This window comes from Streptomyces sp. NPDC054841 (assembly GCF_053611045.1).
In genome coordinates this window covers 1-23,505 of the sequence record NZ_JBSGZO010000090.1, presented here as the reverse complement: position 1 = coordinate 23,505, position 23,505 = coordinate 1, and the positions used below count along the sequence as shown (strand labels likewise).

18 protein-coding genes and 1 pseudogene are annotated in these 23,505 nt (G+C 70.3%); 8 read left to right on the top strand and 11 right to left on the bottom strand.

Annotation, left to right across the window (positions count from 1 at the left end; genetic code table 11):
• The 3 genes and pseudogenes from ACWGI8_RS15270 to ACWGI8_RS15260 all read right to left on the bottom strand — a co-directional run.
• Nucleotides 1-1,299, bottom strand: a pseudogene (locus ACWGI8_RS15270) (hypothetical protein); the annotation flags it as partial.
• A 259-nt stretch (nt 1,300-1,558) separates the two neighbouring features.
• Nucleotides 1,559-3,715 (bottom strand): OmpL47-type beta-barrel domain-containing protein, encoded by a 2,157-nt coding sequence (locus tag ACWGI8_RS15265; protein WP_453661128.1) that lies wholly within the window; start codon nt 3,713-3,715, stop codon nt 1,559-1,561.
• 56 nt (nt 3,716-3,771) lie between these two features.
• The gene (locus ACWGI8_RS15260) at nt 3,772-6,288 is read right to left on the bottom strand and encodes a ThuA domain-containing protein (RefSeq protein ID WP_453661124.1); all 2,517 of its coding nucleotides are present in this window, start codon (nt 6,286-6,288) and stop codon (nt 3,772-3,774) included.
• Nucleotides 6,289-6,467: 179 nt separating this feature from the next.
• Here ACWGI8_RS15260 and ACWGI8_RS15255 point away from each other — a divergent pair, with 179 nt between their 5' ends.
• The gene (locus ACWGI8_RS15255) at nt 6,468-7,475 is read left to right on the top strand and encodes a multicopper oxidase domain-containing protein (protein ID WP_453661122.1); all 1,008 of its coding nucleotides are present in this window, start codon (nt 6,468-6,470) and stop codon (nt 7,473-7,475) included.
• Here ACWGI8_RS15255 and ACWGI8_RS15250 read toward each other — a convergent pair.
• Together ACWGI8_RS15250 and ACWGI8_RS15245 are read right to left on the bottom strand one after the other, a co-directional pair.
• Nucleotides 7,463-8,164, bottom strand: coding sequence for a TetR/AcrR family transcriptional regulator (locus ACWGI8_RS15250; protein ID WP_453661121.1), 702 nt, complete (start codon nt 8,162-8,164; stop codon nt 7,463-7,465). The genes ACWGI8_RS15255 and ACWGI8_RS15250 overlap by 13 nt on opposite strands.
• 661 nt (nt 8,165-8,825) lie before the next feature.
• Nucleotides 8,826-9,695: a hypothetical protein gene (locus ACWGI8_RS15245; protein ID WP_453661119.1), complete on the bottom strand. Its 870-nt coding sequence runs from the start codon at nt 9,693-9,695 to the stop codon at nt 8,826-8,828.
• 167 nt (nt 9,696-9,862) lie between these two features.
• Between ACWGI8_RS15245 and ACWGI8_RS15240 the strand changes: the two genes are divergently transcribed.
• The 4 genes from ACWGI8_RS15240 (at nt 9,863) to ACWGI8_RS15225 (ending at nt 14,025) form a co-directional block, all read left to right on the top strand.
• Nucleotides 9,863-11,290: a phytoene desaturase family protein gene (locus ACWGI8_RS15240; RefSeq protein ID WP_453661117.1), complete on the top strand. Its 1,428-nt coding sequence runs from the start codon at nt 9,863-9,865 to the stop codon at nt 11,288-11,290.
• 103 nt (nt 11,291-11,393) lie between these two features.
• Nucleotides 11,394-12,185 (top strand): VOC family protein, encoded by a 792-nt coding sequence (locus tag ACWGI8_RS15235; RefSeq protein ID WP_453661116.1) that lies wholly within the window; start codon nt 11,394-11,396, stop codon nt 12,183-12,185.
• 142 nt (nt 12,186-12,327) lie between these two features.
• The gene (locus ACWGI8_RS15230; protein WP_453661115.1) at nt 12,328-12,597 is read left to right on the top strand and encodes a WhiB family transcriptional regulator; all 270 of its coding nucleotides are present in this window, start codon (nt 12,328-12,330) and stop codon (nt 12,595-12,597) included.
• A 90-nt stretch (nt 12,598-12,687) separates the two neighbouring features.
• Nucleotides 12,688-14,025, top strand: coding sequence for an SDR family NAD(P)-dependent oxidoreductase (locus ACWGI8_RS15225; protein WP_453661113.1), 1,338 nt, complete (start codon nt 12,688-12,690; stop codon nt 14,023-14,025).
• A gap of 139 nt (nt 14,026-14,164) precedes the next feature.
• Here the strand turns inward: ACWGI8_RS15225 and ACWGI8_RS15220 are convergent, their stop codons facing one another.
• The 4 genes from ACWGI8_RS15220 to ACWGI8_RS15205 all read right to left on the bottom strand — a co-directional run bounded on the left by ACWGI8_RS15220 (nt 14,165) and on the right by ACWGI8_RS15205 (nt 19,071).
• Nucleotides 14,165-15,085 (bottom strand): chitosanase, encoded by a 921-nt coding sequence (locus tag ACWGI8_RS15220; RefSeq protein WP_453661127.1) that lies wholly within the window; start codon nt 15,083-15,085, stop codon nt 14,165-14,167.
• A gap of 154 nt (nt 15,086-15,239) precedes the next feature.
• The gene (locus ACWGI8_RS15215) at nt 15,240-16,214 is read right to left on the bottom strand and encodes an acyl-ACP desaturase (protein ID WP_453661112.1); all 975 of its coding nucleotides are present in this window, start codon (nt 16,212-16,214) and stop codon (nt 15,240-15,242) included.
• A 191-nt stretch (nt 16,215-16,405) separates the two neighbouring features.
• Nucleotides 16,406-17,182 (bottom strand): dimethylargininase, encoded by a 777-nt coding sequence (gene ddaH / locus ACWGI8_RS15210; protein WP_453661111.1) that lies wholly within the window; start codon nt 17,180-17,182, stop codon nt 16,406-16,408.
• A gap of 248 nt (nt 17,183-17,430) precedes the next feature.
• On the bottom strand, nt 17,431-19,071 hold the full coding sequence (locus tag ACWGI8_RS15205) for an ABC-F family ATP-binding cassette domain-containing protein (protein WP_453661109.1): 1,641 nt from the start codon (nt 19,069-19,071) through the stop codon (nt 17,431-17,433).
• 415 nt (nt 19,072-19,486) lie between these two features.
• Here ACWGI8_RS15205 and ACWGI8_RS15200 point away from each other — a divergent pair, with 415 nt between their 5' ends.
• Nucleotides 19,487-20,338: an isocitrate lyase/PEP mutase family protein gene (locus ACWGI8_RS15200; protein WP_453661107.1), complete on the top strand. Its 852-nt coding sequence runs from the start codon at nt 19,487-19,489 to the stop codon at nt 20,336-20,338.
• Nucleotides 20,339-20,393: 55 nt separating this feature from the next.
• On the opposite strand, the gene ACWGI8_RS15195 is transcribed toward ACWGI8_RS15200, so the two are convergent.
• Nucleotides 20,394-20,810: an SsgA family sporulation/cell division regulator gene (locus tag ACWGI8_RS15195; protein ID WP_453661106.1), complete on the bottom strand. Its 417-nt coding sequence runs from the start codon at nt 20,808-20,810 to the stop codon at nt 20,394-20,396.
• Between the two features lie 168 nt (nt 20,811-20,978).
• Between ACWGI8_RS15195 and ACWGI8_RS15190 the strand changes: the two genes are divergently transcribed.
• Nucleotides 20,979-22,064: a WD40/YVTN/BNR-like repeat-containing protein gene (locus ACWGI8_RS15190; RefSeq protein ID WP_453661104.1), complete on the top strand. Its 1,086-nt coding sequence runs from the start codon at nt 20,979-20,981 to the stop codon at nt 22,062-22,064.
• Between the two features lie 284 nt (nt 22,065-22,348).
• Here ACWGI8_RS15190 and ACWGI8_RS15185 read toward each other — a convergent pair whose 3' ends face one another.
• Complete coding sequence (locus ACWGI8_RS15185) at nt 22,349-22,651, bottom strand: YciI family protein (protein WP_453661125.1); 303 nt, start codon at nt 22,649-22,651, stop codon at nt 22,349-22,351.
• Between the two features lie 40 nt (nt 22,652-22,691).
• On the opposite strand from ACWGI8_RS15185, the gene ACWGI8_RS15180 reads away from it, so the two are divergent.
• Complete coding sequence (locus tag ACWGI8_RS15180; RefSeq protein ID WP_453661102.1) at nt 22,692-23,393, top strand: endonuclease V; 702 nt, start codon at nt 22,692-22,694, stop codon at nt 23,391-23,393.
• Nucleotides 23,394-23,505: the final 112 nt, after the last annotated feature.

Here is a 23,505-nt window from a genome sequence, read left to right as displayed (position 1 = left end):
GGAACCACCAGAGTCGGAGCCGCCCGACGCGCCTCCGGACGAACCGCCAGTGTTGCCGCCTGAAGAGCCACCGGACGAACCGCCACTGCTGCCACCGGAGGCACCACCGGAGCTCGTAGCTCCGTCAGAGCCACCGCTGTTGCCCCCCGTCGAGGCGCCCGAACTCGACCCGCCCGAACTCGACCCGCCCGAACTCGACCCGCCGTCGGCGCCGCCACTGCTCCCGCCAGTGTCGCCACCAGTCGAGCCACCGGAGCTTGAACCGCCGGAGTCTGAACCGCCGGAGCTTGAACCGCCGGAGTCTGAACCGCCGGAGCTTGAACCGCCGGAACTGGAGCCGCCCGAATCAGTTCCACCGGAATTCGTCCCGCCAGAGCTCGTACCGCCCGAACTCGTACCTCCGTCAGTGCCCCCGCTGGCGCCGCCGGTCGAACCATTCGAACTGGTCCCGCCGTTGTCTTCGTCGCCGGTACTCCCCGTGCCCCCAGTGCCTCCACCGGTCGCACCGCCCGTTCCGCCGTCACCTGTGCCCCCGCCGCCCGTCCCGCACGACGAGGCGGTGATGTTGCAGACCGCGGTCTCGAGCCCTTCGGTGATGCGACGCGATATCCCACCGGTCACCAAAGCCAGAATGATCACCACGACGAGCACGAGGAGTCCCACGTACTCCACAGCCGTCTGTCCCCGGTCGCGTCGCCACAAGAGCATCCGCGAGAGGGATAACCGAGAGAGCGCCTCACGAAGGTCCTGTGTCCGCGCCGGCACCCCGAACCACGCGCGGCTCTGGGACCGGGTGAGGAACGTCAGGATCATTACCGGCAGCAGTAGTTGGCTGAGGCCCAGGTACGACCCGGCGCCGAGGTTGAACAGGCTGCCGGCGATCAGCCACACCTGTACGGCGACCAGACCGTCCCAGACGCGCCTGCCCCCTTTGGGGATATGCCACACGAGCACCCAGGCCAGGACACCCGGCGCGGCGGCGTACAGTGCAAGGCCGAGCAGTCCGGGAGTCATCAACCGAGTGGCGATGGCCGAGCCGATCACCCCGAGTCCGCCGACGACCGTGAACGCGAACAGCGCGTGCAGCAGAATACGCGCGGCCTTGAGCGAGGGCGGCAGTGTGCGCCGATCGCCCGCGTACGGCGTGGGGATACCGGTGTACGAAACACCGGAATGCGTGCGGAAACCGAGCCCCGACAAGCTCCTCACTCGAACTCTCCCGTCTGCGCTTGAATTGACCAGCGCTCGCACAAACAGAGCGTCAGGAAGAGCCCCATCGAAATTGGGCATCAGGTCCACCGGACTCTTCCCGCACGTTCGTGCGTCCCCCGAGAGCACCACTCACGCTAGGTCCGGACCTGGGCCCAGAGACAGGGTCCACGGGCCTACCGCGGACCCAAGGTCCTCGGCCGGGACCGCGCCTCACCCGACCACGACCTTTCAGCACAGAAACCTTTCGGACGCCGGCCGTGCCCGGATCCCGCACCGGCCCGCAGGTCTGCCGCACGCCACTGACGACGCGGCGCGCGGCAGACCCAGGAACCGTTGCGGTCGGGCGCTACAGCTCCTTGATCCGGATGTTGCGGTACGAGATCACGTCCGTCGTCCCGTGGACCTGGAGTCCGATGTACCCCTGCGCGTACCGCCGCCCGTCCGTGCCGGGGTCGTCGGCCCGCGGCGGGACGAACTCCTGGCCACCGGTGTTGTCGAACTCGTTGATCAGGACACCGTTGCGGTAGACCGAGTAGTGCTGGCCGACCACGCGGATCTCGTAGTCGTTCCAGGTGCCCTTCGGAGTGACCCCGGCGCCTCCGAGGCCCACGCGGTCGAAGCCGTAGACCGACCCCGTCTTGTACATGTCGCCGTCGGGCCGGTCCAGGACCTGCACTTCATGGCCGTACTTGATCGCGACCCACTCGGGACGCGGCTCCTCCGGGTTGTCGTGGACGTACGGGAAGCGCACGAAGACGCCGCTGTTCGCGTTCCCCGTTCCCGGGGCGTCGTCCCGCCACTGCAGCTTCAGCGAGAAGTCGCCGTACTGCCGCTGCGGGAACCACAGCATGCCCAGGCCGCCCTTGGTGGTGCCGCTGGTCATCGAGCCGTCGGTGTTCAGCCCGAACGAACCTCCGCCCACCTGCTGCCACTTGGCGAACGAGGCGGCCGTGCCGTCGAACAGATCGCGGTAGCCGCTGGTTTGGCCCGGCTTGCCGATGCCGGACTCCTTCGCCGCCCGGTAGATCTTCTTGTGTTCGCGCTGGTCGATGACCCCGTCCGTGAGCAGGTTGTCCAGCACCTTGTCGACGTGCTTGAGGAACAGCGCGTGGGACGTCCAGTCCTTCTCGTCCTCGATCAGTTCGTTGATGGTGCAGCGGGAGCGGGTGATCCGGTTCGGGACGCCCGTGTCGACCGTGCCGACGATGACGGTCAGCCGCTCGTCGAACTCCGGGCAGTTGGGCGCCGGCACGCCACCGCTCTCCGCGACGGTGAAGGACACCTTCTGCGCCTCCGACGTGTTGCCGGCCTTGTCGGTCGCCCGGTGCTGCACGGTGTGGAAACCGACCCGGTCGACGATCACCGGCGTGGTGTAGGCGAGGTACGGACCGCCGTCGAGCGAGTACTCCACTTTGTCCACACCGGAGTCCGCGTCGGTCGCGCTCACCGTCACCGTGGCGCTCGTGATGAACGCGCCGTCCGAGTTCTTGGTCCCCGTCACGGTCGCCGAGGTCACCGGCGGTGTCTTGTCCTGTGTCGGCGGGGCGACGACCGTGAAGTCGGCGGCCTTCTCGGCAGCCGCGTTGCCGGCCTTGTCGGTGGCCCGGTAGCGGACCTTGTGGGTGCCCACTTCATGGATCATCACGGGCGCCGTGTACGGCTGCCAGGCGCCGTCCGCCCCGAGCGCGTACTCGATGGTGTTGACGCCGGAACCGGTGTCGGAGGCGGTGACGGTGACCGTCGCCATCCCCAGATACTGGCCCTGTTCGTTCTTCTCACCGGTCACGGTCGCCGAGGTCTCCGGCGGTGTCTTGTCCTGTGTCGGCGGGGCGACGACCGTGAAGTCGGCGGCCTTCTCGGCAGCCGCGTTGCCGGCCTTGTCGGTGGCTCGGTAGCGGACCTTGTGGGTGCCCACTTCATGGATCATCACGGGCGCTGTGTACGGCTGCCACGGACCGTCCGCCCCGAGCGCGTACTCGACCTTGTCCACGCCCGAGCCGGCATCGGTCGCCGACACGGTCACCGTGGCATGCCCGACGTACGCGCCGTCGGCGTTCTTCTCGCCCTCCACCTTCGCCGAGGTCTCCGGCGCGGTGGTGTCCTCGCCGCCGCCCTCGGTCACGGTGAGGATGCCCTGCATCTGCCCGTGGCCGGGAATCGTGCAGTGGAAGCGGTAGCGGCCCGGTGTGAGCGTGACCTCCACCGAATGTTTCCCGCCCTGGTCGTCATTGGGGTTCGCCAGGATGTTCAGCGGGACGTCGTTGTTGTACTCGGGGTCGGAGACGTCGAAGGTCAGCGTGTGCGGCATCCCGGTGGTGTTGCCGGTCGCCGTACTGTTCTCGAAGACGATCGTCGTCGGCCCCGCCACCGCGGTGGTGGGGAAGGACGCATAGCGGTCGATGGCGTCGCCCGCGGTCCAGGTGAGGACCTGGGCCGCGGCCACGTCGGCCTCCCTCTCGCCGGCCCGCCCGTACGCGACGGTCGAGGTCAGCCCCAGGACCATCGCCAACGCCCCGAGCAGCGCGGTCCACAGCCGGAGTTGCCGGTGCGGTACGTGTCTCACTGGACAGCCGCCTTCCTCGCGAGCTGATCGGCGGCCGGGGTCGGCCCGCCGCCCTTGTACGTCACGCGCCACAGCGCGGACTTGGAATCGGAGGTGAAGAAGCCGCGCCCGTAGTCGAGGACGTACAACGAGCCGTCCGGTGCGAACTTCCAGTCCATGAGGTTGCGGATGCCGGTCGTGCCGGTCGGGACGATCTTCTTCAGGGACTCGGCGTGGACCGGGATCCCGCCCTTGCCGACCGTCTTCGGGTCGGTCAGCACCGCGTGACGCGGCTGGTCGCCGTCGTAGAAGTCGCCGACGAACCACTTCCCGTCCCAGTACGACGGCCACTTCACCGCGGAGTCACTCGCCGCGTCGAATCGGTACACCGGGCCGTTCATCGTCGCCTGGCCGCCGCCCTTGAGCCACGGCAGCAGCAGCTTCTGCTCCTCCACCTTGTAGCTCGGGACGCCGGCGGCGTCGCGCGGGTAGTCCGGGCCGCCGCCCTGCGGCGAGTACCAGATGGTGTTGGCGGTGATCGGCGGCAGCTTCACCAGGCCGTCGTTGTTGGGCGACTCGTTCTTCGGCGCGTCGCAGTCGTACCAGCCGAGTGGCTTGCTCGGATCGGGCAGATTGCGGTCCCGGTAGGGCTGCTTGTTGCCCATGCAGTACGGCCAGCCGTGGTTGCCAGCCTTGGTGATCGCGGCGAACGTGTCGTACTTCGCCGGGCCCCAGGTGGTCGACGGCGAACCGGCGTCCGGGCCGACCCAGCCCGCGTACAGAATGTCGGTGCTCTTGTCGACGAAGATACGTGCCGGGTTGCGGACCCCCATCACGTAGATCTCGCCGCGCGTCTTCCCGCCGCCCTCGTCGGGCTCCTTGCCGGTGAAGAGGTTGCCCTCGGGGAGCGTGTAGGTGCCGTCGTCCTCGGGGTGGATACGGAGGATCTTGCCGTTGAGGTTGTTGGTGTTGCCGGCGGTGCGGCGCGCGTCCGCGAACGAGACGCCCTTGAAGTTCGGCTCCGGGTTGTTGCCCGAGTATCCGGAGCTGAATCCGGAGGAGTTGTTGTCACCGGTCGCGATGTACAGATTGCCCTTGGAGTCCCAGGACATCCCGCCGCCCGCGTGGCAGCAGCTGTGGATCTGCACCGGCCACTTCAGCAGCACCTTCTCGCTCGCCAGGTCCAGCTTGTTGGTGGCGAGGTCGAGGGTGAAGCGGGAGACGTACCGCTCGGCCATGTGCGTGTCGCGGTTGATCCGCGAGTGCGGTGTGTAGTGCAGGTACACCCAGCCGTTGGTCATGAAGTCCGGGTCGAGCTCGATGCCGAGGAGCCCCTCTTCGTTCTTGGTGAGTTCGTCGCCGCCGCCCTTGTTGCCGAAGACCGTGAGCGCGCCTGCGAGCGTCACCTGCTTCGTCTTCGGGTCGTAGACGTGGATCTCGCCCTTGCCCTCGCCGATGTCGGGGTTGTTCCAGTCGGTCACCACCGGCTTGGAGGAGTCGGCGCCGCCCCGCCCGATGTAGAGCATCCGCCCGTCGGGGGCCGCGACCAGGCCGTGGGGCTCGCCGATCTGGTCGTTCTGGCCGGGCTGGTTGGGCTGGGTGACGCGCTCCGCCGTGTAGTTGGCGGTGATGGTGGCCTTGCAGTCGGCGCGGGAGGTCCGCGAGGTCCATGCCAGCGCGCCGCGCAGATGGTCGCGGAAGTCGGTCTCGGCGTACGAGTCGACCGTGCCGCCCATTCCGGTGTAGAAGGACCGGCCGCCGTCGTAGTCACGGCACCACGAGACGGGGTGGTCCCAGCCGTTCGCGCCCTGGCCGGGCTGGTACGAGCTCTCCTTCAGCCGGGCGACCGTGTGGACGGAACCGGACGGGTTCACCGCCCAGTTGAACCACTTGTCGGGCCGCTTCCAGTTCAGCGGGAGGCTCTTGGTGGCGGGGTGCTGACGGTCGCCGACCTCGACGACCGCGCGCTGCACGGTGGCGGGTGAGGTGGTGGGCCGGGCGCCGACGAGACCCGTGAACCAGTCCGAGTACGGCTCGGTGCGGGCTGCGTCATGGATGCCGACGAAGCCGCCGCCCGCCTCCATGTACGCCTCCAGGCCGGCCTCCTGCTCCGGGTCGAGCACGTCACCGCCGCCGGTCAGAAAGACCACGGCGTTGTACCTTCCGAGCCGCTTGGCGTTGGTGAAGACCGAGGCGTCGTCGGTGGCCTCGGTACGGAAGCGGTCCGCGGCCGGTCCGGTCAGGCCGATCTGCTCGATCGCCGCGATACCGGCGTCGACGGTCGGCGACTCCTCGGTGGCCGAGGCATGGAAGACGAGCACCCGTACGTTCGCACCGCCCGGCGGTGAGGGCAGAGACAACGTTGTCGGTGTGGTCGGCGCATTCGGTGTGTTCACTGACGGGGTTGTCGGCGGATCCGGAGCGGGCCGGGCCGCCGCCGTCCCGCCGAGCAGGGACACGGCCAGCGATCCGGCCAGCAGTGCCGCCGCCGTCCCGCGCCGGGATCTCGACCGGTGATGTGGTGCACGGTGCATGTGGTCACCCACCCCTCATTGGTCACAGCAACAGCGGTGAAGCTAGACCCCTTTTGGCGAGTCGCCAATAGGTATGGCTGCAATCGCACGAACTTTGTCCTGGGTGTGGAGAAACGAGGATCACCCGGTTACCGTGTGCCCGGCTGAACCCAATTTCCCGACGGCACTGGGGAGTTCGCATGGACAGACGGAGCTTCAACCGGCGTCTGGTGGCGGGAGGCGCGGTTGCGGCGACCGGTGTGACATCGTTGTCTCTCGCCACTGCCCCGGCCGCCACCTCCGCCGATGGCGCACCGAAGACTGCCCCGGCCGGCGGTCAGGTACGCCATCTCAAGCTGTACGCGGAGAAACTGCCGGACGGTCAGATGGCGTACGGCCTCGAAAAGGGCAAGGCCACTGTGCCCGGGCCGGTGATCGAGCTGATCGAAGGGGACACCCTGCACATCGAGTTCGAGAACACGATGGATGTGGAGGCCAGTCTCCATGTGCACGGTGTGGACTACGACGTCGCCAGCGACGGCACGAGGATGAACAAGAGCCATGTCGAGCCCGGTGGTACGCGTACGTACACATGGCGCACCCATGCCCCCGGCAGGCGCAACGACGGGACCTGGCGGCCGGGCAGCGCGGGCTACTGGCACTACCACGACCATGTCGTGGGCACGGACCACGGGACGGGCGGCATCCGCAAGGGCCTGTACGGCCCGGTGGTGGTGAGGAGGAAGGGCGACATCCTCCCGGACAAGCAGTTCACGATCGTCTTCAACGACATGACGATCAACAACAAGCCGGCGCATCAGAGCCCGAACTTCCAGGCCACGGTGGGCGACCGGGTCGAGATCGTCATGATCACTCACGGCGAGTACTACCACACGTTCCATATCCACGGCCACCGTTGGGCGGACAACAGGACCGGACTGCTCACGGGCCCGGACGACCCGTCACGCGTCGTCGACAACAAGATCACAGGCCCGGCCGACTCCTTCGGCCTGCAGGTCATCGCGGGCGAGCATGTGGGCGCGGGCGCGTGGATGTACCACTGCCATGTGCAGAGCCATTCGGACATGGGAATGGCCGGGCTGTTCCTGGTGGCGAAGCCGGACGGGACGATTCCTGGGTACGAGCCGCATCATCCGGCCGCGCAGGACGCGAAGCCGTCGGACTCCTCCGGAGATCACGCCCACTGACGGCGCAGGCGGTCCCTGAAGGCGCGGGCGGGCGGCCAGTCCGGGAGGGTGCCCGGGTCCGTGGCCGCGGCGCGCAGCAGGCGCAGAACACCCTGCGCCGCCCGGTCGTAGGCCGAGGAGTCGTCGTGCAGCACCGACTGCGCGTTCGCCGCCTCCAGCAACGCGATGATCTCGAAGGCGAGCTGCGGTACGTCCACCTCCGCGACGAGCCCGCCCGCCTTCCGCGCCGCGTCCAGCGTCCGCTGCACATAGGCCACCCAGTCCTTGCGGGCTTTGGCGATGGCGTCGTGGAGCGGGCCGCTGCGGGCGTCGAACTCCGCCGAGACGCCGCAGAAGAAACACCCGCCGTCGAACACCCGGTCCGCCGAATAGGCCAGCCAGTTCCTGCAGAGCGCCCACACCCGGCCCGGCCCCGGCGGCAGCGCGCGCACCGGGGCGACGACACGGCCGACGTACACGGCCACCGCCGCCCGTACCGTCGCCAGTTGCAGTTCCTCCTTCGAACCGAACAGGGCGAAGACACCGCTCTTGCTGAGGTTCAGTTCGGTGGCGATCCGGCCGAGGGAGAGCCCCGCGAGCCCTTCCACCGACGCGATGTTCATGGTGCGCCCCAGCACCAGCCGCCGGGTCCGGTTGCCGCGCTCGACGCGTCCGTCCGTCCGTGTGTCGCCGCCCGTCGCATCCGCCACAGTGCTGAACGTACGGCCGTGCGGACAATCCCGCACGCGGTGCCGGACGGCTTCAGCGGCCGTAATGCGCCCGGCACAGCTCGACGAGGGACGGATCCGCGACCCCGTCCGACGACGCGCACACATCGCTCATGCCGTGGTCCGGCCGTGGACGGGGCGGGTGTACGGCGGGACGCGGCTTGTGCGTCCGTGGCGGCCGGACGTGATCCGCAGGAACCGAGTCCCGTTGCTCCTTCCGGGGACGCTGCCTCGGCGCCGATGGCGGATCCACGCGGTCCGGCCGTGCACGCTCCTCCCTCTCCTTCCGCTTCCGCCTCTCCTCCTGCTTCTCATGCTCGTCCTGCTTCTGCGGCTGCGGTGACCTCTCCGGTCCGGTCGTGGCGAGTTCCCCATGTGCCGGCGGCGGAACCCGCTGCTCCTGGCCGACCGATGACGGCGACCTGTCCGCCGCCGGGGCAAGGCCCGGCTTCGGCGGCTTTGGCGGCGCGGCGGGCACGGAGACACAGCCGGTCGCGGCGAGGAGTACGGCAAGGGTGAGAGGCCTGATCCGGTGGCGCATCCGCCCACCCTGCCGCAGTGCGCAGGTGCCTCAGGGCCGTAACACGGCCGGACCACCGTGACGAGTGATCACACGGGACGTGGGACGACGCCGGGCATGACGTCAGTCGCCGCCGTCGCCGATGTCCCGGACGAACCACTCGGTGCCCGGCTCGGCCTGCACATAGACGCGCGGCCCCCGGCTCACGACGCGGCGTCGGCCGAGCTTCTCGCCGTCGGGCCGTACGGCGCGGCCGTACGAGACCGGCTCGACGGTGGTGTCGGTCAGCTCGCAGTCGACGAGCCGGTCGGCCTCGCCGCCGTAACCGCCGAAGAAGGTGAGCCGGTCTCCGTGCACGGCGAACCCGCAGGCGCCGCCCACCTTGTTGGAGCGCACCCTGACGTCCTTGTCCTCCCGGAACTCCAGCAGCGGGAAATCCGTGTATGTGCACGCCCATGTCGCACGCCGGCCCGCGTTCAGGGCGTAGCAGTCCGTGATCCACCCGACGCCGGGCATGCCGCCGGACTGCCACAGGAGCTCGCCGGAGCTGCTCCACCGCCGGATGCCTTCGGGGTTCTCGTCGAAGTGCCCCACCCACAGATCGCCCGCCTCGTCGACGAGCAGGTGCTCGACGGCATCGCCCAGGTCGAACGTCCACGACGTGCGTCCCAGTGCGTCGAACACCTGCGTCTGCTCGCCCGGCCTGCCCGCACGGGCGCTCACGAGGACGAAACCGCCGTCCGGGAGCGCGTCCATCCGGCATCGGGCGTGCAGCACCGCACTGAGGTGAGTCTCCTGCGGAGCACCGTCGCCGACCGTGACGACCAGAGCGTCGTACGGCGCGTCGGAACCGGTGGGTGGCCGCTCGGCCAGCAGCCAGTGCGCTCGCCCGTACGCGTCGACGGTGCTGTGGACGATGTGCAGTTTCCGGTACGGGCGGGGCAGCCGCGCGTACGGACTCAAGGGTGTGGCCTGCACAGGTGTGACCTGCATCTTCGCTCCTCGGCAAGGGCTGGACGGACTTCCGCGGCGATACGTGCGCGGAGCCCGGCGGCGCGTTGGCCGAGGGAAGCAGGAGCGGACGGCGGCGCTTACCCGGCATGGGCCTTTCTGATCGTCATACGGAGATCATAACCATGCCTCCCCGTACGCTGTATGGCATGGCAGACGCGATCGTCGTGGGATCCGGCCCCAATGGACTCGCAGGCGCCGTGACCCTCGCTCGGGCGGGCATGCGCGTCACCGTCCTCGAAGCCGCGGCCACGCCCGGCGGAGGCTGTCGGTCCGGTGAACTCACGGCGCCCGGGCTCGTGCACGACCACTGCTGCGCAGTCCACGCCATGGGAGTTGCCTCGCCGTTCCTGAACTCCCTCGGCCTGGCGCGGTACGGCCTGGAATGGGCCTGGCCCGAGGTCGACCTGGCACATCCCCTGGACTCCGGGCCGCCCGGGGTGATGCTGCGCTCCCTCGACGCGACCGCGGCCGCGCTCGGTGCGCCGGACGGCCCCGCCTGGCGCAGGCTCTTCGGGCCGCTCGCGGCCGGGTTCGACGCGCTGCTGACCGACATCATGCGGCCGATGGCACATGTCCCGGCGCATCCGGTCCATCTGGCGCGCTACGGGCTCCACGCGGCACTGCCCGCGTCGGTACTCGCCGGACGGTGGCGCACCGACGTTGCGAGGGCCCTCTTCGCCGGGGTGGCGGCGCATGGCTTCCATCCCCAGAACCGTCCGCTGACCAGCGCGATTCCGCTGATGCTGATCGCCGCCGGCCATGCGTACGGCTGGCCTGTCGCCCGCGGTGGCTCGCGGGCCGTGAGCGATGCGCTCATCGCCCTGCTCAAGGATCTCGGAGGGACGGTCGAGACCGGCGTACGGGTCGACTCGCTGGACCAACTCCCGCCGTACGACACCGTGCTGCTCGACGTCGCACCCGAGGCCGCGATCCGGATCGTCGGCGACCGGCTGCCGGTGCGCGTGCGGCGGGCGTACGCGCGTTTCAGGTACGCACCGGGCGCGTTCAAGGTCGACCTCGCTGTCGAAGGCGGAGTGCCCTGGCGCGACGCGGCCTGTCGGCGCGCGGGGACCCTTCACCTGGGCGGCTCGGCGGAGGAGGTCGCGTACACCGAGCGGGCGATCAACCGGGGCAGGATGCCGGACCGGCCGTTCGTGCTCGTGGCCCAGCAGTATCTCGCCGATCCCGGCCGGTCGCACGGCGCGGTCCACCCCGTCTACGCGTACGCGCACGTGCCCAACGGATATCCGGGGGACGCAACGGACGCGGTGCTGCGGCAGTTCGAACGGTTCGCGCCAGGGACGAGGGAGCGGATCGTCCAGATCGCCGTACGGTCGGTCGCCGCCACCGAGACGTACAACCCGAACCACATCGGCGGCGACATCATCACCGGCTCCACCGGCATGTTCCAGCTGGCCCTGCGGCCCCGACCCGCCCCGTTCGATCCGTACGCGACCGGTGTTCCCGGGGTCTATCTGTGCTCGGCGGCCACTCCGCCGGGCACCGGCGTGCACGGAATGTGCGGGCATCACGCGGCCCGCGCGGCACTGCGTGCGGCGGGCATGGATCGGTAGGAGACTCGTGGGACAGGACGAGTCACGACGAGGCACGACGACGCACGACGAGGCACGACGGCGGGGACCGCACCGCGGCCCGCCCGCGAAGGAGCGACGCGCCATGCTCACGACCCGCTATCTCACCGGTTCCCCGAACTGGCTCGACCTCGGTACCCCCGACCTCGAGGGCGCCGGCACCTTCTACGGCGGTCTCTTCGGCTGGACCTTCCACTCGATGGGGCCCGACGCCGGCGGTTACGGGATGTTCCAGCTCGACGGGAAGACCGCGGCCGGCGGCATGACCGTGCCCTCGGAGCAGGGCGCGTCCGCGTGGACCCTCTACTTCCAGTCCACCAGCGCCGACGACACGGCCAAGCGGGTGAGGGACGGCGGCGGAGCCGTCATGTCCGAACCGATGGACGTATGGGACCTGGGCCGCATGGCGATCTTCTCCGACCCGGCCGGCGTCGGCTTCGCGACCTGGCAGCCGGGCACGAACAAGGGCCTGGACGTGGTGAACCAGACGGGCGCGCTGTGCTGGGCGGAGCTCTACACCCCGGACACGGACGCGGCTCTGGCCTTCTACCGGTCCGTCTTCGGCTGGGACGATTTCGGCGTTCCGATCCCGGGCGGCGACACGTACACGACCGTCAACCCGGCGGGCGCGGGAGCGGACGCGATGTTCGCCGGCCTCGTCCCCCTGGAGGCCGACCCGGTGGAGGCGGCGGACGGACCGTACTGGCTCCCGTACTTCGAGGTCACCGACACGGACGCGACCGCGGCCCGGGCGAAGAAGCTCGGCGGCCAGGTCCGGACGGAGCCGATGGACCTGGAGGACGTCGGCCGCATCGCGAAACTTGCGGACCCGTACGGGGCGCGTTTCGCGGTGATCAAGAGCGCGCCGCGGAGCTAGGTCCTGTCCGGGGTGGGTCGATCGGGGCGGATCGACCGGGGCGGGCAGGGACAGGCAGGGACAGGCCGGGACAGGCGGGTCCGGTCGGGTCGTTGAGCTTTCATTGACATGGCGTTTATCGACACCGGGCACGGTGTGAACCATGCCGATCAACACCACTGTCTCCAGTACCACCGACCACGAACTCGCCTGGCAGGAAACGGCCCTGTGCGCCCAGGCCGGCCCCGAATTCTTCTTCCCGGCCCCTGGTTCCTCCACACGCGAGGCGAAGCAGCTGTGCGGCGCGTGCGAGGGGCGGGTGGCGTGCCTGGAGTACGCGCTCGCGAATGACGAGCGGTTCGGTGTGTGGGGCGGGCTGTCGGAGAAGGAGCGGGGCAGGCTGAGGCGCTCCGAGATCCAGCGGCGCGGGTAGCGACCCGAGCTGCTCCGTGCGCGTACCGCTCCCGAGTGACAGGAAACCGGGATGCTGACGTCGCATGCCCGCCATTAAGATCACCTGCGCATGGAGCAGAGGCACGCGCTGACGGACGAGGAGCTGGCCGCTTTCGGCCGCACGGTGGAGAGGCTGAGGCGGGCACCGCTGGACGATCCCACCCGCGCGTGGGCCGAAGAGCTGGCCGCCTCCTTCGCCCGTGAGAGCCGGAACAAGCGCCGCAGGGCCCGTCAGCGCACGCGTTCCGAGGCCGATGCCGCGCTCGGCGCCGCCACCGCGACCGGTGCGCTCGACCGTCGTGAGGACACCGCTCTGGAGCTCCGGGCGGGGAGCCCGGGGGAGTACCTGAAGCCCCGTCATTGCTATGTCTGCAAGTCGCTCTACCGACAGGCTGATGCGTTCTACCACCGGCTCTGCCCGGACTGCGCCCGCGACAACGCTGCCCGGCGCGCCCTAAGCACCGACCTGTCCGGCCGCCGTGCGCTGCTCACCGGTGGCCGGGTGAAAATAGGCTTCCAGCTGGCGCTCATGATGCTCCGCGACGGGGCCGACGTCCTCGTCACGAGTCGCTTCCCCCAGGACACACTGCGCCGGTTCCGCGCGGCGAAGGGCAGCGAGGAGTGGATCGAGCGGCTGACCGTGGTCGCGATCGACCTGCGCGATCCGCGCCAGGTGCTCGGCCTGTGCGACCGGCTGCGTGCGGACGGCGAGCCGCTCGACATACTCGTCAACAACGCCGCGCAGACGATCCGGAGGCCGCCCGAGGCGTACGCCCTGCTGGCCGCGGCCGAGGAGGGCGTGCGTCCGCCGGGTGTGCTCGCCGCGCCGGGGTACGCGCCGATGGCCGCGATCGGCCGGCAGCCCGGTTCACTCGACCTCGTGCTCCCCGGTGCGGACGAGGCAGGGCTGCTTCCCGACGTCTCAGCCGCCAACTCCTGGTCGGCGCGCATCGGTGAGCTCGACCCGGCCGAGCTCCTGGAGGTGCAGCTCGTCAATGCCGTCGCGCCCGCGCTGCTCTGCGACCGGCTGCTGCCGCTGCTGCTCGCGTCGCCGCGCCCGCGCCGCTACATCGTCAATGTGTCGGCGGTCGAGGGCCGGTTCGCGGTGCGCAACAAGACCGGCGGACATCCGCACACGAATATGGCGAAGGCCGCGCTGAACATGCTGACCCGTACCAGCGCCCAGGAACTCGCCGCGCAGGGTGTGCACATGTGCAGTGTGGACACGGGCTGGATCACCGACGAGAACCCCGCCCCCCGCAAGGCACGGATCGCCGCAGCGGGTACCCGTACGCCATTGGACATCGTGGACGGGGCGGCGCGCGTGTACGACCCGATCGTGCGGGGCGAGGCGGGTGCGCCGGTGGCCGGCGTCTTCCTCAAGGACTACCGGGTGGCCGACTGGTGACCGACGGCCCGACGCCGGGCCGGCCGTCCGTCGGGACGCCGCCCTGTTCCGTGGGGAGGCCGCCCTGTCCCGTCGGGAGGCAGCCGCGTTCCGCCGGGAGGCCGTTCCGTTCCGTCGGGTCGCCGTTCCGCTGATCCGGTCAGGACGCCGGGATACGGAACGTCTCCCCGTACATCTGCCACACCAGCGGCGTCGCCAGATCCATGTTCCCGTTCCGCAGGAACACCCGCTGTGCGGTGTCGATGCGCGAGGTGTCGCGCTGGGTCTTGGTGAACTTCGCCTTCGTGACGGAGCGGCCCTGGTCGAGGAAGGCGTTCAGGTACGCCTTCTCGTCACCGCCCTCGGCGGCCGTCCTCGCCTCCCGCATGGCCGCCTCGCGGATCCCGTAGAAGCCGTGTTCGTCCAGGCCGGGGCCGTGCAGCACCATCGCGTCGTAGTAGATGAACTGGCCGAGCGTGCCGAGGCCGTCCATCTTCGCGAGCCGTACGGCCGGGTCGAAGTAGATCCGGTCGCGCGCCGTGTCCTGGGCCTGGCGGAAGGCGGGCTTCCGCGCCTCCGTCACCCAGGCGTCCGTGAAGCCGGGGTCCAGACCGTCGTGGGCGTCGGTGCCGTCGACCTGCTTGAGAGCGGGGAGATAACGGGCAAGGCCGTTGTCCGGGTGTGCGGCGGTGTACACCTCGACGAGCTGGAGCATGTCGTTGGTGCCGGAGCAGAAGCCGATGATTCCCGCGGTGTAGCCGTTGCCGTCGCCGAGGTCCTCGATCGCGTCGTACTGGCCGCGCCAGTCCAGTGTCGAATGCTCGGCACTGGCCACGAGCCGCGCGGCGATCTCCTTCTTGGCGGGGTCGGCGAGGCCGGGCGGCAGCTTGGCGATCCGGGCGTCCAGTGCCTGCTGCTCCGACGTCGTGCCGGCCTTCAGAGGGTTCGGCGCGACGCCCGGCGCCTGCTGGGTCGTCTGCGGCGGCCGGTCGGCGAGCGGGATGTCGTCCTCGCCCCCGACGCCGAGGACCAGGGACACGGCGACGGCGACCGGGGCGCCGATGAGGACGATGCGGGTCACAGGCTTCACGCGGCACAGAGTACGGCGCGCCTCACCTCACCTGTGCCGGGGCTCCCCTGCCCGACGCCTCAAGCGCCGGACGGCTCGGAGAGAGCCTGCCCGGCGCTTGAGGACACGGTCGAAGGCCGTCGGGGGTCTGGGGCGGAGCCCCCGGTCAGCCCGCCGCGCGCGCCGCCATCCGCGCCTTGCGGGCCGCGAGCTTCTCGTCGAACTTCCGTGCCTCCGAGTCCAGCCCGCCCATGTACATCCCGAGCTCCTCCTGCGCCTTCAGGCCCTCGGGGCCGAGTCCGTCGATCTCCAGGACCTTCAGGAAGCGCAGCACCGGCTGCAGCACGTCGTCGTGGTGGATCCGCATGTTGTAGATCTCACCGATCGCCATCTGCGCCGCCGCTCGCTCGAATCCCGGTATCCCGTGCCCGGGCATCCGGAAGTTGACCACGACGTCCCGCACCGCCTGCATGGTCAGGTCCGGCGCGAACTCGAAGGCGGCGCCCAGCAGGTTCCGGTAGAAGATCATGTGCAGGTTCTCGTCGGTGGCGATACGCGCCAGCATCCGGTCGCAGACCGGGTCGCCCGACTGGTGACCGGTGTTGCGGTGCGAGATACGGGTCGCGAGCTCCTGGAACGCGACGTACGCGACGGAGTGGAGCATCGAGTGGCGGTTGTCGGACTCGAAGCCCTCCGACATGTGCGACATGCGGAACTGCTCCAGCTTGTCCGGGTCGACGGCCCGCGACGTGAGCAGGTAGTCACGCATCACGATGCCGTGCCGGCCCTCCTCGGCGGTCCAGCGGTGCACCCAGGTGCCCCAGGCGCCGTCGCGGCCGAAGAGCGTCGCGATCTCGTGGTGGTAGCTGGGCAGGTTGTCCTCGGTCAGCAGGTTCACGATGAGGGCGGTCCTGCCGATGTCCGTGACCTTGGACTGGCCGGGCTCCCAGGCCTCGCCGTCGTCGAAGAGCCCCGGGAAGTTCCGGCCGTCCGACCACGGGACGTACTCGTGGGGCATCCAGTCCTTGGCGACCTTGAGATGGCGGTTGAGTTCCTTCTCGACCACCTCCTCCAGCGCGTGCAGCAGCCGGGCGTCGGTCCACGCTTCCGAACTGCCGAGGTGGGGAGAGGTGATCGTCACGGGGGCTCCTGGGGAGGACGGGGACGGGAGACGGAACGGAGAAACGAGTGGAACGAGAGCAGCGCAGGGCAAGGCGCTGACCGAATACAGGCATGCGTCTTACCTACGGCCTCGTAGGTTACGAGACCGTAGGTTAAAGGTCGGGCAAGCCGTCGGCCAAGCCCGTGACCAACATGTTCTGCAGCGTCCCGTTATGAGTGCAGGTCTCGTAGCCGCACCGAGAGACAGGTCACACATCCTTCGAGCTTCTCGAACTCGCTGATGTCCACCGGAACCGGTTCATATCCAAGATCCGTGAACAGCTCGGCCGTCTTCGGCGCGCTGGCCGCCATCAGCAGTTTTCCGCCACCGAGCAGCACCACATGCGCTCCGGACTCCTCGGGCACCGGCAGGAAGCGCGGGAACAGCGAAGGCTGCTCGACCAGCGGCTCGTAGCCGATCACGGTCCCGTCCGGCAGCGCCGTCACCGCCGACTTCAGGTGCAGCACGCGCGACACCGGCACGGGGACGACGCGCGCCCCCAGCGGCTCGAAGGCCGCACGCAACTGCTGCACGCCCGCCGCGTTGGTCCGTCCGCCGCGCCCCACATAGACCGTGTCGCCGATCTTGAGGACATCGCCGCCGTCGAGGCTGCCCGGCTCCCACACCCAGTTCACCGAGCAGCCGAGCCGGGCCACGGACTCCTCGACCCCGGGGGTCTCCGGACGGCGGGACTCCGCCCCGGAACGGGCGATGAGTGCCACGTTCCGGAACATCACCACCGTGTCCTCGATGAAGACCCCGTCCGGGCAGTCGTCGGCCGGCTCGGCCTCGACCGTCTCCCAGCCGTGGGCGCGCAGGGCGTCCCCGTACGCCTCCCACTGGGCGAGCGCCGCCTTCGTGTCGACGGGGCGGCGCTCCACATGTGTGACCAGGCCCTCGGCCAGGCGCGGGCTCGGGCGTCGGATCAGAGCTTTTCTGCTCGACACGGGCTCTCCAGGGGCGGACTCGGGGGATGACGGCGCCATCATCAGCCACACCTGCCCCGTCCCGTAAGCACCCACACAGGCCTACTCCTGACATCGGGGGCCTGTCTTCCGGATCTTGCCGGGCTGATCCAGAGGACAGGCCCTGGACCCGGGCCCGGCCCGCCGGCGAGGACGTTCCGCGCGGGCGGGCGGGGGAAGGCGCGTGGGCGGGCGCGCGACGCGGACTGCTGCCTTACGGCGACCCGGTGTCACTCCATCGCCAGCACCTCCCGAACTTCCGCCTCGGTCGTGGGGCGCAGCTCTCCGTCGAGCAGCAGCCAGCGGGTGATCCCGAGAGATTCCAGGAACCTCACGTCGTGGCTCGCCACGATCAGGGCTCCCTCGTACGCCTCCAGCGCCGCGGTGAGACTCCGCACGCTCGCCATGTCCAGATTGTTCGTCGGCTCGTCCAGCATCAGGAGCTGCGGCGCGGGCTCGGCGAGCAGCAACGCCGCCAGCGAGGCGCGGAACCGCTCCCCGCCGGAGAGGGTGGCGGCCGCCCGGTCGGCGCGCGCCCCCCTGAAGAGGAACCGCGCGAGACGCGCCCGGATCGCGTTGTCCGTCGCCGCCGGCGCGAAACGGGCCACGTTCTCCACCACGCTCAGCTCGTCGTCGAGCACATCGAGGCGTTGCGGAAGAAAGCGCAGTGGCACCTGCGCCTCCACCTCGCCCGCGACCGGCGTCAGTTCGCCGGCGATGGTGCGCAACAGCGTGGTCTTGCCGGCCCCGTTGCGTCCCACGAGCGCGATCCGCTCCGGGCCGCGGAGCTCGAACTCGCCCGCGATCCTGGCCCCGTGATCCAGCTCGACGCCGGACAGCCGCAGCACACCGAGCCCCGGATGCACCTTCGTACGGGGCAGCTCGACGCGGATCTCGTCGTCGTCCCGCACCGCCTCAACCGCCTCGGCGAGCCGCTCCTTCGCCTCGCCCAGCTTCTCCGTGTGCATGATGCGGTGCTTGCCCGCCGAGACCTGCGCCTGGCGTTTGCGCGCACCCATCACGATCTTCGGCTCGCGCTTGTTCTCGAACATCTTCTGTCCGTAGCGCTTACGGCGGGCCAGTTTGACCTGGGCATCGGCCAGTTCACGTTTCTGCCGCTGCACATCGGCCTCCGCGACCCGGACCATGCGCTCGGCCGCCTCCTGCTCCACGGCCAGTGCCTCCTCGTACGCGGAGAGGGCGCCGCCGTACCACGTCACCTCGCCGTCCCGGAGATCGGCGATCTGGTCGACCCGCTCCAGCAGTTCGCGGTCGTGGCTGACCACGATCATCACGCCGGACCAGGCCTCCACGGCGTCGTACAGGCGCCGGCGCGCGTACAGATCGAGGTTGTTGGTCGGCTCGTCGAGCAGCAGCACATCGGGCCTGGCCAGCAGCAGCGCTGCGAGCCGCAGCAGCACGCATTCGCCGCCCGACATCTCGCCGATGGTCCGGTCGAGGCCGATGTGCGCGAGCCCGAGCTGATCGAGCGTGGCACGGGCCCGTTCCTCCACGTCCCAGTCGTCACCGACCGCCGTGAAGTGCTCCTCGCGTACGTCGCCCGACTCGATCGCGTGCAGCGCGGCGCGGGTCGTCGCGATGCCGAGCGCTTCGTCGACGCGGAGCGCCGTGTCGAGCACCAGATTCTGCGGCAGGTAGCCGACTTCGCCCGCGATCCGCACGGCTCCCTCGGTGGGGGCGAGTTCACCGGCGATCAGCCGCAGCAGCGTCGACTTGCCGGAGCCGTTGAGTCCGATCAGTCCGGTCCGGCCGGGGCCGACCGCGAGCTGGAAGTCCTCGAGGACGGGGGTTCCGTCGGGCCAGGAGAAGGACAGCGAGGAGCAGGTGACATAGGTGGGGGATGTAGACATACGGGTCTCCCTGTTGCGGTGGAAGGCGGGTGGGGCAACGGGTGAGACACCGGTCGGGACAGCACGAAGGCCCTGGTCCGGGAGGACGGGACGGCTCGAACGCCGAGGTCGCACACGGGCACGCGGGCAGAAGCCGCGTGACACGGTGTCTCAAGACCTCAGACGAGCAACGTCCTTCTCCGATCGACGACAACAGGGCCAGGAACGAAGGTACGCCCGGATGACCCGGCCCGGCAATCGATTTGTTTCCGTTCCCCGGTGGGCCCGTTGTGGGCCCGTTCCCTGGTTGTCCCGTATCCCCGTTGTTCACGGATCCAGGCTGTTCACGTACCCGCGCCGTGGCCCGGCCCTTGGCGTACGTCGATGTCGGAAAGTCGCCGGACCGGACCGGCCCACGGGTGCTTGAGTGATCCGCATGACGACCCTCGCCGACCGCGCCCGCCACTTCCGTTCCCTCCACATCCCCGGCCGCCCGCTGGTCCTGCCCAACGCCTGGGACATCCCGAGCGCCCGGATCGTCACCGCCGCCGGAGCCGCGGCGATCGCCACCACCAGCGCAGGAATCTCCTGGGAGCGGGGCGTGCCCGACGGCGACCGGATGGACCGGGCCGCCGCCGTGGCTCAGCTCGCCGCCGTCGCCGCCGCCACGGACCTGCCCGTCAGCGCAGACATCGAGGGCGGCTACGAGGAGGACGAGGGCGGGGTCGCCGGTACGGTCCGCGCGGTGCTCGCAGCCGGGGCCGTCGGCATCAACATCGAGGACGGCCCCCGGCCGCCGGCCGAGCACATCCGGCGGATCGCCGCGGCCCGCTCGGCCGCCGACAGCGAAGGTGTGCCGCTCTACGTCAACGCCCGGATCGACACCTATCTCATGGGTCTGGGGGCGGAGCACGGCCGGCTGGGGGAGACCCTGGAGCGGGCCGCCGCCTGTGTGGCGGCCGGAGCGGACGGGGTGTTCGTCCCCGGTGTCGTGGACCCGGAGACCGTGCGGGCCCTGGTCAAGGGCATCGACGCACCGCTCAACGTGCTGGTCGGGCCCGGGGCGCCGGCGGTGGCGGAACTGGCGGAGCTCGGCGTCGCGCGCGTCAGCGCGGGGTCCTCGATCGTCCTCGCCGCCCACGGCCTGGTGCATGACGCGACCCGTGAGCTGCTCACGGAAGGGACCTGCGGAAAGCTGGCCGGAGGCTACGAGTACGGGGAGTTGAACGCACTCATGGGCAACGCCCCCATGGGAGCGGAGCGGCCCGCTCAGCAGGCGTCCCGGTAGGCCGCCTCAGCCGGCGGCGCGCAACAGGTCTCAGCAGGCGTCACGCATCAGGGCCTCAGCAGGCGTCGCGCATCAACTCGGCCAGATCCTCGTCCAGGTCGAGATAGAGATGCTCGCGGCCGGCCGGTACGAGGCCCTGCGCGCGCTTGAGGAAGCGCCGCAGCTCGGACGTGCGGATGTGCACCATCGCGGTGCCCTCCGGGGCGTGGAACTCCAGCACGGTGCGGTCGTATCCGTACGGCCGCACCCGTACGTCACCGACTCCGGCCGGCGCGTCCATGCCCTGGGCGAGCAGCTCTCGCGAGAACGCCCAGGACACCTCGGTGCCCTCCAGCGTCGCCGGCGGCGGGAACTCCATGCTGACGGCGAACGGATCATGCCGGTCGTAGCGCAGGGTCGCGGGTACGGTCTCCATCTGGGGTGCGGAGGCGACCAGACGGGCCTGCACGGCCTGCTCAATGACGCTGGACAAGGCCTGCTCCCTCACTTCGCTGCGGCTCGGCCGACACGTGGCTGACATTTCCTTGCGCTGAGGAAGACGGCAGAACAACGAAATCCGTGCATCGGGGGAGAGCGTGACCTGTGTCACCGCCGGAGGCGCTCTGGACCGCGTGCCGGGGGTCGGCTACGTTCGCGCGCCATGAGACCCAAGGGGAAGTCGAGACGAATGGTGTCGGCGGGGCTGTGCGGGGTGGCGCTGGCCGCGGCCCTGGCCGCCCCGGCGCAGGCGGAGCCGCAGCAGACACCGGGCAGCACACTGCACTGGGAGCTCAAACAGACGGGCACGGACGCAAGGTTCCGCGGCCTCGCCGCGGTCAGCAGGACGACGGCGTGGGCAGCGGGCTCCAAGGGCACCGTGCTGCGCACCACGGACGGCGGCCGGAGCTGGGGGAACGTCTCACCGCCGCGGGCGGGCGAGCTGGAGTTCCGTGACGTCGAGGCCTTCGACAGCCGGAGGGCCGTCGTGCTGGCCATCGGCGAGGGCGAGGCGTCGCGCGTGCTGCGCACCGAGGACGGCGGAGCGACCTGGACCGAGTCGTTCCGCAACACCGACCCGAAGGCCTTCTACGACTGCGTCACCTTCTTCGACCGGCACAGCGGCCTCGCCATGAGCGATCCGGTCGACGGCAAGTACCGGATCCTGTCGACCAGTGACGGCGGGAAGTCGTGGACGGTGCTGCCCAGTGCCGGGATGCCGGACGCGCAGCCGGGCGAGGCGGGCTTCGCGGCGAGCGGCCAGTGCCTGGTGAGCGCGGGCTCGAAGGACGTCTGGCTGGCGACCGGCGGCGGCGCCACCGCACGCGTCCTGCACTCCGCCGACCGCGGACTGCACTGGACCGCCACCGAGTCACCGATCCCGGCCGGCGACCCGGCCCGCGGAGTCTTCGCCCTCGCCTTCCGCGACCGTACGCACGGACTCGCCGTCGGCGGCGACTACCGCTCCGGGCAGCCCTCGCCGCAGGCGGGCGCGATCACCCGGGACGGCGGCCGGACCTGGCACAAGTCGTCGGCCCCGCCGCCCGCGTACCGCTCGGGAGTCACCTGGCTGCCGCACAGCCGCTCGGCCGCGCTGGCCGTCGGCCCCACCGGCACGGATCTGACGACGGATGCCGGCCGCACCTGGCGCACCGTGGACACCGGCTCGTACGACAGCGTCGACTGCACGCCGGACTTCGGATGCTGGGCGTCGGGCGAGAAGGGCCGGGTGGCCAGGCTGGAGCCCTGATGAGCCGGGCCCGGATGCCGGCCGGGGCCAGGCCCGCATCCGGGCCCGGACCGGGCCGGCCCACCGGCAATGGGCCCCACCGGCAATGGGCGCCACTGGTAGCGGGGCCGCCGGCAGCGGGGACTCATCGGCAGTCGGAGCCGTGCCGTCGCGCGCAGCCCGGCGGCCCGGCGGCCCGGCGGCCCGGCGGCCGGTAGTCGGGCAGCCCGGTAGTCGGGCAGTCCGGCGGCCGGGCAACCCGTGAGGCGGCCGGATCCCGTCCCCGCGGACCCGCCGGCCACGTGCTACGCAGGCGGCTGCTGCTGCCTGTACGGCTCCAGCCCGGGCGCGGTCTTCGTCGCGATGAATTCCGTGATCCGGTACTCGCACACCCCGCCGGTCGTGAAGGGGTCGGTCGCCGCGATCTCCTCGATCCGCGCGCGGTCGGCCCCGACGGCCAGGATCACGCCGCCGTCACGCGGGTTCTTGCGGCCGGAGGCGATGAAGACGCCGGCCTCGTACTGGGCGTTCAGCCAGACGATGTGCGCGCCGTGGAGCTCGTCAACGCGCTCTACCGGGGCGATATAGGTCAATTCCATTACGAACATGATCGGCAGGCTATCCAAGGTGTCTAAGGTGGAGTTCACCATGACCACCATCAGGACACCTGCCGACGAGACCGAGGCCAGGGCCGTCCAGGACGAGCTGCGCGCCCGCGTCGTCCTGGACGAGCCGGGGCCGCCGCCCGGGACCGGCCTCGTCACCGGGGTCGACGTGGCCTACGACGACGAGCGCGATGTCGTCGTCGCTGCCGCGGTGGTCCTCGACGCCCGTACGCTCGCCGTCGTCGAGGAGTCCACCGCGGTCGGCCGGGTCGCCTTCCCCTACATACCGGGGCTGCTCGCCTTCCGGGAGATCCCGACCGTGCTGGCCGCGCTGGATTCGCTCAGCACCGGCCCCGGGCTCGTCGTCTGCGACGGGTACGGGCGCGCCCACCCCCGCCGCTTCGGACTGGCCAGCCACCTCGGTGTGCTCACCGGGCTGCCGGTGATCGGCGTCGCCAAGAACCCGTTCACGTTCTCGTACGACCCGCCGGGCGACAACCGTGGCGACACCGCACCGCTGCGCGCGGACGACGGCGAGGAGGTCGGCCGGGCGGTGCGTACGCAGACCGGGATCAAGCCCGTGTTCGTCTCGGTCGGCCACCGGGTCTCCCTCGACAACGCGTGTGCCCACGCACTCGCGCTGTCGCCGGACTTCCGCCTTCCGGAGTCGACCCGCAGGGCGGACGCCCTCTGCCGTCGTGCGCTGCGTGAGGCGACGGCGAATGTCAGCCCGTTGCGGACTTAGGGCCTGTCGTTCGGATCTTGCCGGGCTCGCGTGCCCTGGCACGCGCATCTGCTGCGTTGTCGTCAGTCGCCAATGATCCGCAGTGGCTCCCTACTCCGCCTCGCATCTGCAC

Bases quoted from the DNA above. Each gene is read 5' to 3' on its own strand.
- ACWGI8_RS15265 (WP_453661128.1), bottom strand. From the start codon at position 3,715: ATGGTCCTGGGGCTGACCTCGACCGTCGCGTACGGGCGGGCCGGCGAG.
- ACWGI8_RS15260 (WP_453661124.1), bottom strand. From the start codon at position 6,288: ATGCACCGTGCACCACATCACCGGTCGAGATCCCGGCGCGGGACGGCG.
- ACWGI8_RS15255 (WP_453661122.1), top strand. From the start codon at position 6,468: ATGGACAGACGGAGCTTCAACCGGCGTCTGGTGGCGGGAGGCGCGGTT.
- ACWGI8_RS15245 (WP_453661119.1), bottom strand. From the start codon at position 9,695: ATGCAGGTCACACCTGTGCAGGCCACACCCTTGAGTCCGTACGCGCGG.
- ACWGI8_RS15240 (WP_453661117.1), top strand. From the start codon at position 9,863: ATGGCAGACGCGATCGTCGTGGGATCCGGCCCCAATGGACTCGCAGGC.
- ACWGI8_RS15235 (WP_453661116.1), top strand. From the start codon at position 11,394: ATGCTCACGACCCGCTATCTCACCGGTTCCCCGAACTGGCTCGACCTC.
- ACWGI8_RS15230 (WP_453661115.1), top strand. From the start codon at position 12,328: ATGCCGATCAACACCACTGTCTCCAGTACCACCGACCACGAACTCGCC.
- ACWGI8_RS15225 (WP_453661113.1), top strand. From the start codon at position 12,688: ATGGAGCAGAGGCACGCGCTGACGGACGAGGAGCTGGCCGCTTTCGGC.
- ACWGI8_RS15205 (WP_453661109.1), bottom strand. From the start codon at position 19,071: ATGTCTACATCCCCCACCTATGTCACCTGCTCCTCGCTGTCCTTCTCC.
- ACWGI8_RS15200 (WP_453661107.1), top strand. From the start codon at position 19,487: ATGACGACCCTCGCCGACCGCGCCCGCCACTTCCGTTCCCTCCACATC.
- ACWGI8_RS15190 (WP_453661104.1), top strand. From the start codon at position 20,979: ATGAGACCCAAGGGGAAGTCGAGACGAATGGTGTCGGCGGGGCTGTGC.
- ACWGI8_RS15185 (WP_453661125.1), bottom strand. From the start codon at position 22,651: ATGTTCGTAATGGAATTGACCTATATCGCCCCGGTAGAGCGCGTTGAC.
- ACWGI8_RS15180 (WP_453661102.1), top strand. From the start codon at position 22,692: ATGACCACCATCAGGACACCTGCCGACGAGACCGAGGCCAGGGCCGTC.